We start from the raw sequence: 16374 nt of genomic DNA, 5'->3' as shown, positions 1-16374 counted from the left end.
GAGCGCATCATGGGTCTGAATCATTACTGGCAAAAGCGTAACTTCAATATCACCCCGGAACCGGCTGGCCAGGTCGCCGAGACTGGCGACACGCTGGCTTTTTATATCCAGCGCCATCATGCGCGGCGCTTGCACTATGACTTCCGTCTGGAGCTGGATGGCGTGCTGAAAAGCTGGGCAATACCCAAAGGTCCCACTCTGGACCCCAAGGAAAAGCGACTGGCGGTACATGTGGAAGATCATCCGCTGGAATACGGGCACTTTGAAGGGCAGATTCCCGAACACCAATACGGCGCGGGCAAGGTCATCTTGTGGGATTGTGGTACCTGGGAGCCATTGGAAGATCCCCACGTTGGTTACCAGAAAGGTGCGCTCAAATTCATGCTGCATGGTGAGAAGCTATCCGGCAAATGGGCACTGGTGCGGATGGGGGGAAAGCCTGCCGAGGGTTCTTCCGAAAAGGAAAACTGGCTGCTGATCAAGGAAAAGGATGACGTGGCGCAAAGCGGTGAGCAGGCCAACATCACCGAAAATCGGCCGGAGAGCATACGCAAACTGTTCAGTGGCGATACTCACCGGCCATTGAAAAGTTCGGACAAGGTCCGCCGCGTCTCGGTAGCCTCAACATCGAGTAGCCGCCGGTCTGCTGGCGCGCACCAGGCATCCCCTGACCTTGATGGCGAAGTCGGAAAAACGCAGCCCATGCCCACCACCATGCAACCTCAACTGGCGCTGCTGGCGAAAAAAGCACCCATAGGTGAGCACTGGCTTACAGAAGTAAAATTTGACGGCTACCGCATGCTGGCGCGCTGTGAAGATGGGGAGGTAAAGCTTTACTCGCGCAATGGCCACGACTGGACGGCAAAGTGGAAAGGCATTGCCGATGCGCTCAAACAATTGCCAATCGATCAAGCCTGGCTGGATGGCGAACTGGTGGCGTTGCAACCCAATGGCAAGATCAGTTTTCAGGCGCTGCAAGACGCCATGCAAGCCAATAGCGCCGCGACACTGGCGTATTTTGTATTTGACCTCATGTACCTCAACGGTCACGACTTGCGCTCCCAGCCGCTGATCAAGCGCAAAGCGCTACTGAAGACAGTGCTTCAACGCGCAGCTGACGATAGCCAGGCCCCCTCTCCCTTACACTTCAGCGACCATATTGTCGGCAATGCTCCTGAAGTATTCGACCATGCCTGTCTGCATGATCTTGAGGGCATCATAGCCAAGCGCGCGGAATCCCCTTATCAGCCGCGACGCACGGAGGACTGGCTGAAAATAAAATGTGGCTTGCGGCAGGAGTTTGTCATCGGCGGCTATACCGATCCAGCGGGTAGTCGCCAGGGATTTGGCGCCCTGCTGCTGGGAGTGTATGACGCCGAAGGTGCCCTGCATTATGCCGGGCGCGTGGGAACAGGCTTTACCGAAACCACGCTAGCCCAGGTGAGCAAGCAGTTCAGCCGCCTGCAACGCGCAAGTTCGCCGTTTACCGGCAAGCTGACCGGCTTGCAAATGCGAGGCGTCCATTGGCTCACGCCCAAGCTGGTAGCCGAAGTGCGTTTCGCACAGTGGACAGACAGCCAGATCGTGCGGCACGCGGCTTTTGTCGGCCTGCGCCAGGACAAACCGGCCCGTGAAATCGTGCACGAAACCCCGGCCAACCCGCCGCCGTCAACCGAAGATGCGGCATCTTCCCCAGAGCAATCCGGCCAGCAACGCCCACAGCGCAGTGGCTCCGTCCGCGAAATCGCCAGTGTGCGGCTGACCCATCCGGGCAAGATTCTGTTCGCGCAGGCCGGACTGACCAAGCAGGATCTGGCGCATTACTACGAAGAAATCGCCCCATGGATATTGCCGCAGCTGCAAGGTCGCCCCTTGTCGCTGGTGCGCTGCCCGACAGGCGCTGGTCAGCAGTGTTTTTTCCAGAAACATGCCGCCATGACCATCCCCGACAATGTCAGGCGCATACAGGTGCCGGTAAGCGGATTTTCAGATGACTACATGGTGGTGGATGATCTGCCAGCGCTTATTTCCCTGGTGCAAATGGGCGTGCTGGAGATACACACCTGGGGCTCGCGCGAGGAGCATCTGGAACAACCGGATCGCATTATTTTCGACCTTGACCCGGATGAAGCCCTCCCATGGACGACCGTGGTGGAGAGCGCACAACTGGTGCATGCATTGCTGCAGGCGCTAGGCCTGGAGAGCTTCGTCAAAACCACCGGTGGTAAAGGCGTACACGTCGTGATCCCGATTGTGCCCGAACACAGCTGGCAGACAATCAAGGCATTCAGCAAATCGGCAGCGCAATATCTTGAAAAGCAATTACCCGATCGCTTTACTTCCAATATGTCCAAGGAAAAGCGCACCGGCAAAGTGTTCATCGACTATCTGCGCAATGCGCCTGGGGCGACAGCGATTGCCGCTTACTCCAGCCGGGCCAAACCAAGCGCTACCGTGTCGGTGCCTATTTCATGGGAGGAGCTGAACATGGGGGTACGCTCGGACGCTTTCACTATCGCCAATCTGCCAGAGCGCCTTGCGCGTCAGAAACAGGATCCCTGGCAGGATTATGAACGCCTGCGGCAACACATCACCACGGCCATGCTGGAGATGTTTACCTGACGAGAGCGCTGGTCGTTTATAAAAGAAAAAGGGGCAGTGTTGCCCCCTTTTTTTCACGTTGGTCAGCGCAGACTAACTACGATTAGGGCGTATCCGCTCCCACAAATAACGCAGGCTGAATTTATCGCGCGGGCGTGGCTTGTAGTTGGTCTTGTGCACTTCAATGTCTTCGTAAATGCGCTTGGACGCCGTGTAGTAATAAAGCGCCATGGATTTACGGGTAATGCCGTCCGGGGTATTGAGCGGTTCAGGGTGCCCGTGATTGCTATCTTCGTCGGTATTGAACACCACACAGCGATTGAAAATGGGCGCGACTTTTTTCAGGCACTTGGTCATTTTCGTGTCCCACAACTCCAGGTCGCCACCGTACTCCGGCTGCCAATCCTTGTTGAGATAAATGATCATGTTGAGCCTGCGCTCCAGATGCATGGACTTGTTGATACGAAAATCCGAATGCACGCCGAGCAGCCCACCGCGACTGGTTTCATGAAAACCGCCACCGTTGAAATAGGGGTCAGGAATAAGGCCATCTATGCCTGTCATTTTTTGCAGGAACAGCAACACAGGCGCCGAGTTTACAAAGGCAAACACCTCACGCAGCTCGCGGTTGCAGGCATTCGGGCTGATCTGCCGCTTATGCAGGCCACGGTAACCACGCTCATAGACTTTTTCATTGCTGGTCTGCTCGCGCGGAAACTGGTCAAGGATGGATTGAGCCAGCGCTTCCGGTAAAAAATTATCAATGACGATATGCGGAAATGGCTCCCCTGACTGGTACTGGCTGGCCAGTGTTTCCCCGCAGGCGATGGCTTGTGACTCTTCCAGATAGGGCCCATCCTGTGTATCAATCGGAAGGGTCAGGCTGACTGTTTGCATCAATGCTCCTTGCGTCTTTCGTAGTGCAGGCACACACCATGATGTGCGATAGACGGGTTATTAAGCGGGCTTACGCCCTGTCGATAAAGCAAAGCCCCTCACATGCGCAAGGGGCAGAACCGTTATCCATCGGATATACGGCCATTACATCTGCAAAAACCGTAGCGCCAGCAACTGCTTGCTGACACAACAGCTAACGAAATTATCCCACCAAACCCTCTCAGCTTAGAACAGAAATTACAGCTTCCGGCGTTAAATAATGTCTGGCGAGAGGGGCAAGGATCAAGCCCCCTTGCACTCCAAGCCAGGGTTCAGCATTTTAAGCTGCTCAATGGCGGCGGCAATCGCGCCCTCTGCGCCGCCGGGAGCCGGCACTTCATCGGGCACCAGCGCCGGGGCATCGTCCGACAGGGGGGCCACCTTGGCCACACCATAGCCACTGGGGGCTTCATTTGGCAGGGCTGCACGACCGCTGATCTGGTAACTGCGGTAAATGGAGGGAATGCCTTCTTCATCCAGCGTGTCGCTAGTGAAAAAAATGCGTATGGATACGGCGGGCACTGAATTTTCGGCTGTCATGTCATACCTCCATAAAATGAATAATGATCGCTGCGCCTGCACTGCAAGCTGAATAAAACATCATACTACTGATTGAACAAGGGGCGTTTTAGTCGCGCGCGCGGGCTCTGGTCTCAAGCAGATAAGCGGTGGCCTCGCCTTAGCTGTGAGTCCTGCCTGGCGCTTGCGTTCCCTGCAGGCACCGGCAAAGATGGCAAGCCCTGCATTTGCAGGCTGCTCATGGCATGGCAAATGAGGTTAGAATGCCTGTCCAGTCGTTTAACCGTTGGTTTTTTGGAGGGTGAACATGAGTGATCTTTATGGCGCGCAACACCGCGTGTTGCAGCAACAGTTTGATACCGTCAGCATGGCTGACCGGGTAAGCGAGTTTATTGTCGTTCCCGAGATCAGCGATGAGCACCGTGGCTTCATCGAAAGTCGCGACATGTTTTTTCTCTCCACCATTGATCACAGAGGCTTCCCCACCTGCTCTTACAAAGGCGGCAGCACTGGCTTTGTGAAGGTGCTGGACAGCAAGACCCTGGCCTTCCCCAGTCTGGACGGCAATGGCATGTACCTTTCCATGGGCAACATGACCCTCAACCCGAAAATCGGCATGCTGTTTATTGATTTTGAGCACCCGCACCGCGTACGCGTGCATGGCACGGCGCAAATTGTGCCCAATGACCCTTTGCTGCAGGAATATAAAGAAGCAGAGCTGGTGGTGCGCGTGACGATAGAAGAGATATTCATCAACTGTCCGCGCTACATCCATCCTCATCAGCGCGTTGCCACCTCGCGCTATGTACCGCAGCCGCATTGCCCGACGCCATTGCCACAATGGAAGCGGATTGACGGCCTGCAGGATGCCTTGCCAGCGCGCGACAAGGATGTAGCGGAATCGCTGGGCGGCACGATCAGTTTTGAAGAGTATGCCGAGCTGGTGATGAAAGGCGAAGGTTAAGCGACAGTCTTACCGCCCATCTCGCCCACCTATGCGCAACGGCGGCAGGTGGGCGTTATAATGCCAGCTGGCATATCAGGCGCGTCAGGTGCCAGAAATAACAGGGATAACAATGGCAAGTTGTGAATTATGTGCAGTGCCAGGGGGCGAGTTGCAATGGCAGGATGAATTCTGCCGGGTGGTACGGGTAGAAGACCAGGATTACCCGGGCTTTTGCCGGGTGATACTTAACCGTCATGTGAAAGAAATGACGGATCTTGCCAGCGAAGATCAGCTGCGCCTGATGCAAGTGGTGCTCAAGGTGGAACGAGCAGTGCGCAAGATCATGCGGCCAGACAAGATCAATCTCGCCAGCCTGGGCAATATGACGCCGCATGTGCACTGGCACGTTATCCCGCGCTATAAACGTGACCGGCATTTCCCTGCTGCGATATGGGCGCCTGCCCGCCGCGAGACCATGGGCCATCCACTGGATGCCGCCACGGCCAGCGCACTGAAACAGGAAATCCAGCAGATTCTTGGCTAGCCAGTTGCAGGGCCGGCCACCTGAAACGGGCTAGCCCTGCAATATCAGCCGCTCAACCGGCTTGCCATTGATGAGATGCGACTCGATGATTTCATCAATGTCTTCGTTGTCGACAAAACCGTACCAGACCGCTTCTGGGTAAATCACCATCAGCGGGCCCTCGCTGCAGCGATCCAGGCAGCCAGCACGGTTGATACGGACATTGCCCTTGCCGCTCAGCTTGAGCTTCTTGATACGCGATTTCATATAGTCAAAGGCGGCCTCGGCACCGTGATTGGCGCAACAATCTGAGCCATCCTCGCGCTTGTTGAGGCAGAAAAACACGTGATGCTGAAAATAGGGTGTCATGGCGTTCATTTTCATGAGGCTAGGTTATGAAGGCATGGCCGCATAAGGCGGCTACTCCGTGGTCAGACTGTCCTGACGGGTAAAGTTCCAGGTGCGGGTCACACTCAGGATATCGGTATCGGCGCGCACATTTTCCGGGAACGGGGCAAACGGTGCCGCCAGTTCTACAATCCGACGCGCACCATCATCCAGTTCCTTGTAGCCTGAACTCTGGTTGATTTCGATCTTGTCCAGACTGCCATCGGCGCGGATGGAGACGGTCATGGTCAGCTTGCCATACAGTTTTTTATCCTTGGCGGCTTCGGGATAATTGAGGCTACCAACCTTCTCAACCTTCTGCCGCCAGTTATCCACGTAAGCGGCAAAGCGGTATTCCTGAGCACGGGCACCGATAAACTTGCGCTTGGGGCGCTTCTGATACTCATCCTGCTGCTTGGCAATCTGCGCTTCCAGTCTCGCCATATCCAGACTGCTGGCCAGCAAATCGGCGGCCTTGAGCGACTTGCTGCTGGCCGACTGCTCGCCGGTTTCCGGCTTGACTGCGGCGGCTTCCTGCGCGGGGTGGGTCTCCACCTTGTTGGTCGATTGCAGCTGATGCATCAGCTCTTGCACCTGCTTCTCCAGTTCAGCCACTTTTTGCTGGCGACGCTCCGCTTCAGAGGTAGTAGAAGACGCTTGCATGGCACTCTGGCGTGACTGCGCTTCCGGCTTGGGAGTGGTTTGCTTGGGTGGCTGGTCAGGCGGTGGCAATGCCGATTTCATGCGACGATCAGCATCAGTATTACCGCCGCGATTCAGGTTGGCCTGGGCCAGTGCATCGGCTTTCTCTGGCTTGCTTTCGGTTTTGGTGTTGACCAGCACAACATCCATGGACGACATTTTGTCCTTCAACACCTGCAAGTCAGGCGCCTTGAAATCCAGACTGGCAATGATCGCGATATGCAGCACGGCCGACACCAGCAAGGTGACGCCCAGCGCATCAAGGCGACTCAACATGCGCAGATTCAAGCGGCCAGCCTTTCCAGCAGTTTTTGATGGATACCGCCAAAGCCACCATTGCTCATGACCAGAATATGGTCACCGCTGCGGGCTTCGCGGGCGATGGCTTCCACCAGCTTCGTCATGTCGGTTTCCACCTGGGCAATCTCGCCCATGTCGTGCAGGGCCTCGGCCGCGTCCCAGCCGAGGTTGGCCCCATAACAGTAGACACGGTCAGCTGACTTGAGACTGGCGGGCAAGGCGGCTTTCATGACGCCCAGCTTCATGGTGTTGGAGCGTGGCTCCAGCACCGCCAGAATGCGCGAGGCCCCGACCTTGGCGCGCAAGCCTTCCAGCGTGGTGGTAATCGCAGTCGGGTGATGCGCGAAGTCATCGTAGACCGTAATCCCCTTCACCTCGCCGCGCACTTCCATGCGGCGTTTCACATTCTGGAATTCGGCAAGCGCCGCAATACCGACCTCAACGGGCACGCCCACATGGCGCGCAGCCGCCAGCGCGGCCAATGCATTCATGCGGTTATGCTCGCCCAGCAGGCTCCATTGCACGCGGCCCAATACCTGCTCGCCTTGTATCACATCAAAACTGCCCTCGGCATCGGCGGCGCCGGCATGCCAGCCCTGAGCATCGCCAAAGGTTTCCACCGGGGTCCAGCAGCCACGTGCGATCACACGCTGCAGGCTTTCTTCCCGTCCATTGGCTACCACCAGGCCCTGCTGCGGCACGGTGCGCACCAGATGGTGAAACTGGGTTTCAATGGCGGCCAGGTCGGCAAAAATATCGGCATGGTCAAACTCGAGATTGTTTAGCACGGCCGTGCGTGGGCGATAGTGGACAAACTTGGAGCGCTTGTCGAAAAACGCCGTGTCGTATTCATCGGCCTCAATCACGAAAAAGGGCGAGCGCCCCTGTGGCTCCTGCCGCGGAGCGCCGGGCAAGCGCGCAGAGATATCAAAATTCTGCGGCACGCCACCAATCAGAAAACCAGGCGCCAGCCCGGCGTATTCCAGTATCCAGGCCAGCATGGAACTGGTGGTGGTTTTGCCATGCGTGCCGGCGACTGCCAGCACCCATTTATCGCGCAATACATTCTCGGCCAGCCACTGCGGGCCCGAGACATAGGGCAAGCCACGATTGAGGATTTCCTCCATCAATGGGTTGCCACGCGAGACCACATTGCCAATGACGTAAATATCAGGATTGAGTGCGGTTTGCTCTGGGGAGAAACCTTCGGTCAGGTCTATGCCCTGCGCCTCCAATTGTGTGCTCATCGGCGGGTAGACATTGGCATCGCAACCGGTCACGCGATGGCCTGCGGCTTTGGCCAGCACTGCAATGCCGCCCATGAATGTTCCGCAAATGCCGAGGATGTGAATATGCATGATGTGTTCTTAACGAATGATGACGGGAATAGGGAATGTATCCGAGTTGTAAAAACTATTGCTTAATGATCCCGTTAGCTTTTAAAGTATTTAAAAAATAGTGTCCTGTACCATTTTATGCATAATGATAAGCGATAGCAGGACTAAAAGGCAGTCAGTATCACTTGAATATGGGGAGCACCGTTGATGAGTAGCGCAGTAATCGAGCCATTAGGCTCAGGAGGGGCCGATGTCTTTCTCGGACGCCAGCCCATATTGACTGCGAACCGAAAAATCATAGCCTACGAGCTGCTGTTCCGATCGGAAGCCAGCCTCTCGGCAGACGTGGTGGATGATGTGCTTGCCACCTCCACCGTCATCGTCAACATGCTGAGTGAATTCGGCCTTGAGCTGGTGCTTGGCAATGAAGATGCCTTTCTGAATGTCTCCGCCAGCCTGCTGATGAGCGAGACGCTGGAGTTGTTGCCACCAGACCGCGTGATCCTCGAAATCCTGGAAGATGTCCCCATCAATGCGCAAATCGTGGAACGTTGCGCCGCCCTGAAGGAAATGGGCTTTCGTATCGCACTGGATGACTTTCTCTACCGCCCGGAATACGACCATATCCTGCCCCTGGTCGATATTGTGAAAGTCGACCTTACCATCACCCCGCTCAAGCACATGGCACCATCGCTGACCGTGTTGCGCAAACATAATCACATTCAACTCCTCGCGGAAAAAGTCCAGAACGAAGAAGAATTTGAAGCTTTCAAGAAGCTTGGCTTTGAGCTGTTTCAGGGCTATTTCTTTGCACAGCCGGTGATCCTGCAGGGCAAAAAACCCCAGCCTAACCAGATGACGCTGATGCGCATCATGGGCATGCTGATCAGTGACGCCAACCTGCAAGCGCTAGAAGAACCCTTCAAGCAAAGCCCCGACCTCTCGGTCAGCCTGCTGCGGCTGGTCAACTCGGTCGGTATCAGCGGTGGTCGTCAACAGGAAATCGGCTCCATACGCCAGGCGATTGCCGTGCTGGGCCAGCGCCAGCTGCTGCGCTGGGTGCAGCTTTTGCTGTATGTTTCACCCGAAGCTGGCAATGCCAGCAACCTGATGCAGCAAGTTGCCAGCCGTGCCCGCCTGATGGAACTCATCGCGCTCAAGCTGCAATCACCCGAGCCGCGCTTCAGTGATCAGGCCTTCATGGTCGGCATGCTGTCGCTGGTTGATGCCGTGTTGCAAGTACCCATCGAGAAAATCCTGAATGAAATCGGCCTGATGGAGCACCTGAAACAGGCGATCCTTGCGCACGAAGGCCCGCTGGGCCAGCTCTTGCAACTGGCGCAGGAAATAGAACGCACCGACTTTGAGGCCGTGCGTGCCGATCTTCATGCATTGGGGATCAGCGTCGGTGACTTTACCGCCATCCAGCTGCAAGCCATGCAATGGGCCGCCGAGCTTAACAAACAGGCGGCCTGATCTGGAGGATAAAAGTCTTGCGGTAAGGCGCCACAAAAAAGCCGGCAATCTGCCGGCTTTTTCTTTTCGATGGTGCTAATTGGCTAAATACAAAATCAGAACTTGAGCCGCAAACTCAGCAACGCACTACGTGGCGCTCCTGGGGTGTTGTACAAATCAGCGCCGCCATGGGCAGAAATGTAATACTCCTTATCTAACAAGTTGATCAATGTCAGGCGCAAGTCGTAGCGTTTGGTCTCATAAAAAGCGCTGGCGTCAAAGCGGGTATAGCCGGGCAATTTCACGACATTGCTGGCAGAGGCATACTGATCGCCCACTAACACCACGCCCCCGGCCAGGCCAAAACCATTGCCAAATCGGTGCGATACCCAAAGGTTGGCACTATGCCGCGGCGTGAGGCTGGCGCGATTGCCTTCAAGTGCCACTCGCGCAGGTTCGCCGACGATATTGACGGCCATGGTCGAGGGCGAGTCCGTAATCTTGGCATCCATATAGGCATAACCAGCATTGACGTCCCAGCCTTCCGCCAGGCGTCCCATGGCGGATAACTCCAGTCCATCGGTGCGTTGCTCACCCACCGGTATCAGTCGATTATTGTTGGCGGGATCTGCGCTCTTGATGTTGGTGCGCTCAAGCCGGAACAGGGAAACCATGGTCGACAGATTGCCATTCAGCCAGTCCAGCTTGGCACCCACCTCATAATTGGTGGTTTCTTCAGGTGCCAGCTGAGCGGCATTGTTGGTGAACGCCAGATTGAAGGTTTCCTGCGATGGCTGGAACGACTTGGTATAAGAGCCATACAAGCTGACATCATCCGCCGGCTGATAAACCAGCCCAGCCCGCGGGCTCCACTCTTTGTCCACGCGATCAAGCTTGGCCGAGCTCAGATTGTCTTTTGTTTCCTGATTGAAGCGATCATAGCGGGCGCCTACCAGCGCTTTCCAGCGCTCGGACAACGTGACCAGATCCTGCATGTAAAACGCCGCCGTCGTGCTGGTGCCAGTAGAATCCGAAGGGCTTAGGCCCACGCGGGCAGAAGGCGTCAGTATCGGGTTGTAAAGGCTCACCGAGGCAGGGTTCTGGTAGTTTCCAGACAGAGCATCTTTCTTCTGTTCGCCAAACTCCATGCCAAACAGCAAGGCATGCTCAAGGCCGAATGCGCGCGTTTTGATACTGAGATCGGTCTGATTGAAATAGCCATCTTCTTCACGCTGCACCGTGCTGTAGCGCCGATTAGCTATCGGGTTGCTGATGGTACCGGTAATGCTGCTAACCACGGTGTTGTTGCGGTCAAGATCATAGTGATACATGCGGAAAGCATTGCGCAGTTTCACATCCTCACTGAATTTGTGCTCCAGCACAAAAGAGCCCGCGCTGACGCGGCTTTGCACATAGTCATCGCGCCGCGCATTGGCCGAACCATAATACGTATCTATATTGACCTTGACCGGACGACCATTGATGGCAGGCACGCCAAAGTCATTCAGACGCCGATCATCCAGATATTCCGCCTGCAATAAAAGGCGTGTTTTTTCGGAAATATCAAACTGGATGGATGGCGCAATAAATTCACGATCAGTAAAGGATTGATCGCGGAAACCATCGCTCTTCTGGCGAGCACCAGTGATACGCAAAGCCACATTGTCCCCTAGCGGCTGGTTGATATCTGCTTCGTAGCGCTGGAAATCATAGCTGCCAATGGTCGTGGTGAGATTAATCATCGGCTTGTCAAACGGCTTCTTGGTAATGCGATTAATCAGACCCCCAGATGAGCCGCGGCCATACAGCACCGCTGCCGGGCCTTTCAAGACCTCAATCTGCTCCACATTGGCAAGATCACGGAAGTAAAGCGCATCATCGCGGATGCCATCCACGAACTGATCGGCAATCGCGCTGAATCCACGAATATTTACCTGGTCACGCTGACCATCGCCATTGCTGAAGCCAATGCCGGGCACATTGCGCAGTGCATCCTGCAGCGATATGGCCCCCTGATCTTCCATCAAAGCCTTGGGGATCACGTTCACCGTCTGCGGAATATCACGCAAAGGCACATCGATTTTTGCTGCTGTGGTGCTGACAACAGCCTGATAAGGAGAAGACACTTCTTTTTGCGCCTTTACCTTCACTTCCTCCAGTTCGCTGGGGCTGTCTTCGGGATTTGGCGTGGCGCCGAATGAAGCTGTGGAAATACTGCTGAATACAAACATTAATGCTAAATGCAATTTGGAATGGCGATACATGGCCCCCTGAGCCTTTCTGGTTTTTTAGTAACTGATGAGATGAATTGCATTGGGCAGAAGAGATCTGCTGGGTGGGGACCGCTGAACTACGTCGGTGGGTGGTGACTTGCCTATCCAATGATGTTAATTATTGTAAATGACAATTGTTCTCAATTGCAACATAAGTATTTTTATGCTGGTGTCTGATCAGCAACCAGAGCTGACAGGCATGTAAAGCATGTATCAAAGAGCAAGATATTGAGGGACGATGGCAGGGAACAATGCAAAACGAAAGCAAGGCAGGACGATAGAGAACAAGGCCGTTGAGAAAGGACAAATAAGAAAGGAAGATAGAAAAAAGCAGCAGTAGCCAGCTAGAATAAGGCATCACCATATGGAGAGTATTGCGCTCCCCACATGGTGGCATCCAGTCGTTGCTATAAATTGGGCGCGAGCCAGCGCTCCAGATACTCCTCCGAGAGCCCGCGTCTTGTCGCCATGTCCTTGAGCTGATCCTGACCTATCTTGTCCACGCTGAAATACTTGGCATCAGCATGCGCCAGATAAAACCCGGAGACGGCAGCGGCAGGCATCATGGCCAGCGACTCGGTCAGCGTCATGCCGATTTCATCGCACTGCATGACCTGGAACATATCGGGTTTGACCGTATGATCCGGGCAGGCCGGGTAACCTGGCGCCGGACGAATGCCGCGGTATTGCTCCTTGATCAGCGCGTCATTATCCAGCTGCTCGTCTGCGGCATACCCCCAGAGGTCGGTCCGTACCCGGGCATGCAGGTATTCGGCAAAGGCTTCCGCCAATCGATCAGCCAGCGACTTCAGCATGATGCTGCTGTAATCGTCATGGTCGTTCTCGAAGCGTTCCAGGTATTTGTCGATGCCCAACCCACCTGTCACCGCAAACATGCCGATGTAATCGGCCACGCCGGATGCCTTGGGCGCAATGTAATCGGCCAGACACTGATTGGGGCGCGCCACGCCATCAATCACCGGCTTGGCGGTCTGCTGGCGCATGCCATACCAGGTAAAGGCCACCTGGCTGCGGGTATCGTCGGTGTAGATTTCAATATCGTCATCATTGACGGTATTGGCAGGCAATAAGGCAACAACGCCATTGGCGGTCAGCCAGCGGCCTTCAATGATCTTTTTCAGCATGGCCTGGCCTTCTGCCAGCAGCTTGGTGGCTGCTTCACCAACCACGCTATCGGTCAGGATGGCCGGATAAAAGCCAGCCAGATCCCATGTCTGGAAAAACGGACCCCAGTCTATGTATTCGGCAATGGTGGCCAGATCAATATTCTTGAACACGCGCCGACCAATAAACTTGGGTTTCACCGGAGCATTCGCCCCATCAAACCTGGCTTTGACCTTGTTGGCCCGCGCTTCGGCCAGGGTCAGCATGGTCGGGCCTTTTTTATTGGCATGCTGAGTACGCGCGCGGTCATAATCCGCGGCAACTTCATTGATGTAGCTCTCACGCTGCTCGGGCGTCAGCAGCGACTGCATCACAGATACCGAGCGCGAGGCATCCGGCACATAGATCACTGGCCCATCATAATTCGGTGCAATCTTGACTGCAGTATGCGCACGCGAAGTCGTCGCGCCACCAATCAACAGCGGTATCTTCAGCATACGGAAGTGCGGGTCGCGCTGCATTTCCTTGGCGACATAGGCCATTTCTTCCAGCGACGGCGTGATCAGGCCCGACAAGCCGATGATGTCGGCGTTTTCAACCTTGGCGGTCGCCAGAATTTCCGAGCACGGCACCATCACGCCCATGTTCACCACCTCGAAGTTGTTGCACTGCAGCACCACCGACACAATATTCTTGCCGATATCGTGCACATCGCCTTTTACTGTCGCAATCACCACCTTGCCCTTGGGCTTGGCGGCCACGCCGGTGCGCTTTTCTTCCGCGGCTTTTTCTTCCTCAATAAAGGGAATCAGGTGGGCTACGGCCTGCTTCATCACGCGCGCAGATTTCACGACCTGCGGCAGGAACATCTTGCCCTGACCAAACAGATCACCCACCACATTCATGCCATCCATCAGCGGGCCTTCGATCACATTGATCGGGCGGCCCCCGGCGGCCATCACTTGCTGGCGCGCTTCCTCGGTGTCTTCCACAATAAATTCGGTAATGCCATGCACCATGGCATGTTCCAGCCGCTTGCCCACCGATACCGGCTGCTCGGGCGTGCCGCGCCACTCCAGCGTGGGCGCTTCTTTCTTGCCGCCCGCCGTGAGGGTGGCCGCAAACTCGATCATGCGCTCGGTGGCATCTTCGCGACGGTTCAGCACCACATCTTCCACACGCTCACGCAGCTCGGCAGGCAGATCATCGTACACACCGACCATGCCGGCATTGACGATACCCATGGTCATGCCCGCCTTGATGGCGTGATACAGGAACACGGTGTGGATGGCTTCGCGTGCCGGGTCATTGCCGCGGAAACTGAAGCTCACATTGGAAACGCCGCCGGAAATCTTGGCATAAGGCAGGTTTTCCTTGATCCAGCGGGTGGCATTGATGAAATCCACGGCATAGTTGTTGTGCTCCTCAATACCGGTGGCAACAGCAAAGATATTGGGGTCGAAGATAATGTCTTCGGGTGGGAAAGACGCCTCTTTTACGAGCAAATCATAAGCGCGTTTGCAGATCTCGATCTTGCGCTCATAGGTATCCGCCTGGCCTTTTTCATCAAAGGCCATAACGATGACTGCGGCGCCATAGCGACGGCACAGGCGCGCCTGCCGCAGAAACTCGGCTTCGCCTTCCTTCATGGAGATGGAATTGACGATGGACTTGCCTTGCACACATTTCAAGCCCGCCTCGATCACTTCCCACTTGGAAGAGTCGATCATGATGGGCACGCGGGCGATATCGGGCTCGGAGGCAACCAGATTCAGGAAGTGCGTCATCGCCTTCACGGCGTCCAGCATGCCTTCATCCATGTTGATATCGATCACCTGCGCGCCGTTTTCTACCTGCTGACGCGCCACCTGCAGGGCATCCTCATACTGCTCGTTCAGGATCATGCGGGCAAAGGCTTTGGAACCGGTGACATTGGTACGCTCACCCACATTCACAAACAGGGAGCTGTCATCAATGATAAAAGGCTCAAGACCGGCCAGCAGCGTGGCATGGCGAGGCGCAGGCACCTGGCGTGGGGCGATGTTTTTCACCGTCTCGGCAATGGCCTGGATATGGGCAGGGGTGGTGCCGCAGCAGCCGCCCGCCACATTCACAAAACCGCTCTCGGCAAATTCTTTCAGCAGGCTGGAGGTATCCTGCGGCTCCTCGTCAAAGCCGGTGTCCGACATCGGGTTGGGCAAACCGGCATTGGGGTAGATGCAGACAAAGGTATCGGCGATCTTGGACAACTCTTCGGCATAAGGCCGCATCAGCGCGGCACCCAAGGCACAGTTAAGGCCTATGGTCAGTGGCCGGGCATGGCGCACGGAATGCCAGAAGGCAGGTACCGTCTGACCAGAGAGTATGCGGCCGGAAGCATCTGTTACCGTGCCGGAAATCATGATGGGCAGCCGCTTGCCGCTTTGCTCAAAGTAGGCATCAATCGCAAATAGCGCGGCTTTGCAGTTCAGCGTATCAAAAATGGTTTCCACCAGCAGGATATCGGCACCGCCTTCCACCAGCGCAATGGTCTGCTCCAGGTACGCCTTTACCAGCTGATCGAAGGTGATATTGCGGGCAGCCGGATCGTTAACGTCGGGGGAAATGGACGCGGTTTTTGGCGTAGGGCCGAGCGCGCCTGCCACAAAGCGCGGTTTGTCCGGCGTGCTGTATTTGTCGCAAGCAGCGCGTGCCAGCTTGGCGGCTTCCACGTTCATCTCAAACGCAAGATGCGCCATGTGGTAATCCTCCTGCGCAACCGTGGTCGCGCCGAAGGTATTGGTCTCGATAATATCGGCACCTGCCGCCAGATATTGCTCGTGGATTTCCTGAATGATGTGCGGCTGAGTCAATGTCAGCAGCTCATTATTGCCTTTGACGAACAGTTCGCGCGCCTCGCCCTCTGCAGGCGCTGCATGCGGCTGACCACACCCACAGCCATCGCCATTGGGGCAAAATGCCAAGCCTGGCTTGAAATCGGCAAACCGGCCCTGCGGGCCCCCGCGATAATCTTCCTCTGTCAGCTTGTAGCGCTGAATCATGGTCCCCATGGCGCCATCCAGAATCAGGATGCGCTCTGCCAGCAGCTCGCGCAGGCGAACCTCAGTGGCAGAGATGGGAATGGCAGTGGATAACGTAGACGGCTGGTTCATGGGGCGCTCATATAGTGATGGCTAGTCTGGCATGACAGCCATGCGCAGACCTTGCGGTCAGCAGGTGTTAAGACAAAGGCGTCATTATAAAACAGGCACTGCTTTCAGGCACAGGCGA

The 16374-nt window shown here is 55.7% G+C and carries 11 protein-coding genes; 4 read left to right on the top strand and 7 right to left on the bottom strand.

What is annotated here, in order from left to right; all coding sequences use genetic code 11:
• Positions 1–9: 9 nt before the first annotated feature.
• Positions 10–2622: a DNA ligase D gene (ligD, locus tag FNL37_RS01685; RefSeq protein WP_159354914.1), complete on the top strand. Its 2613-nt coding sequence runs from the start codon at positions 10–12 to the stop codon at positions 2620–2622.
• A gap of 72 nt (positions 2623–2694) precedes the next feature.
• Here the strand turns inward: ligD and FNL37_RS01680 are convergent, their stop codons facing one another.
• Positions 2695–3498, bottom strand: coding sequence for a 2OG-Fe(II) oxygenase (locus tag FNL37_RS01680; RefSeq protein ID WP_159354913.1), 804 nt, complete (start codon positions 3496–3498; stop codon positions 2695–2697).
• Positions 3499–3780: 282 nt separating this feature from the next.
• Entirely contained in the window at positions 3781–4077 is a 297-nt protein-coding gene (locus FNL37_RS01675) for a hypothetical protein (RefSeq protein ID WP_159354912.1), read from the bottom strand.
• Positions 4078–4363: 286 nt separating this feature from the next.
• Here FNL37_RS01675 and FNL37_RS01670 point away from each other — a divergent pair, with 286 nt between their 5' ends.
• Both FNL37_RS01670 and FNL37_RS01665 read left to right on the top strand, forming a co-directional pair.
• Positions 4364–5020 (top strand): pyridoxamine 5'-phosphate oxidase family protein, encoded by a 657-nt coding sequence (locus FNL37_RS01670; RefSeq protein ID WP_013443279.1) that lies wholly within the window; start codon positions 4364–4366, stop codon positions 5018–5020.
• Between the two features lie 112 nt (positions 5021–5132).
• Entirely contained in the window at positions 5133–5546 is a 414-nt protein-coding gene (locus FNL37_RS01665; RefSeq protein ID WP_159354911.1) for an HIT family protein, read from the top strand.
• A 30-nt stretch (positions 5547–5576) separates the two neighbouring features.
• On the opposite strand, the gene FNL37_RS01660 is transcribed toward FNL37_RS01665, so the two are convergent.
• From FNL37_RS01660 to mpl, 3 genes are read right to left on the bottom strand one after another with little or no spacing between them, the layout of a single operon-like run.
• Positions 5577–5894 (bottom strand): (2Fe-2S) ferredoxin domain-containing protein, encoded by a 318-nt coding sequence (locus tag FNL37_RS01660; protein ID WP_013443281.1) that lies wholly within the window; start codon positions 5892–5894, stop codon positions 5577–5579.
• Positions 5895–5945: 51 nt separating this feature from the next.
• The gene (locus FNL37_RS01655; protein ID WP_015831058.1) at positions 5946–6890 is read right to left on the bottom strand and encodes an energy transducer TonB; all 945 of its coding nucleotides are present in this window, start codon (positions 6888–6890) and stop codon (positions 5946–5948) included.
• 8 nt (positions 6891–6898) lie between these two features.
• Positions 6899–8272, bottom strand: coding sequence for a UDP-N-acetylmuramate:L-alanyl-gamma-D-glutamyl-meso-diaminopimelate ligase (mpl, locus tag FNL37_RS01650; RefSeq protein WP_159354910.1), 1374 nt, complete (start codon positions 8270–8272; stop codon positions 6899–6901).
• 186 nt (positions 8273–8458) lie between these two features.
• Between mpl and FNL37_RS01645 the strand changes: the two genes are divergently transcribed.
• Positions 8459–9727: an EAL and HDOD domain-containing protein gene (locus tag FNL37_RS01645; protein ID WP_015831060.1), complete on the top strand. Its 1269-nt coding sequence runs from the start codon at positions 8459–8461 to the stop codon at positions 9725–9727.
• Between the two features lie 95 nt (positions 9728–9822).
• Here FNL37_RS01645 and FNL37_RS01640 read toward each other — a convergent pair whose 3' ends face one another.
• Together FNL37_RS01640 and metH are read right to left on the bottom strand one after the other, a co-directional pair.
• On the bottom strand, positions 9823–11937 hold the full coding sequence (locus FNL37_RS01640) for a TonB-dependent receptor (RefSeq protein WP_244948178.1): 2115 nt from the start codon (positions 11935–11937) through the stop codon (positions 9823–9825).
• 449 nt (positions 11938–12386) lie between these two features.
• Positions 12387–16256 (bottom strand): methionine synthase, encoded by a 3870-nt coding sequence (gene metH / locus FNL37_RS01635; protein ID WP_159354908.1) that lies wholly within the window; start codon positions 16254–16256, stop codon positions 12387–12389.
• Positions 16257–16374: the final 118 nt, after the last annotated feature.

The organism is Methylovorus glucosotrophus (assembly GCF_009858335.1).
In the GTDB taxonomy this organism is placed as follows: Bacteria; Pseudomonadota; Gammaproteobacteria; order Burkholderiales; family Methylophilaceae; genus Methylovorus; species Methylovorus glucosotrophus.
This window is presented reverse-complemented; position numbering and strand designations above follow the sequence as displayed.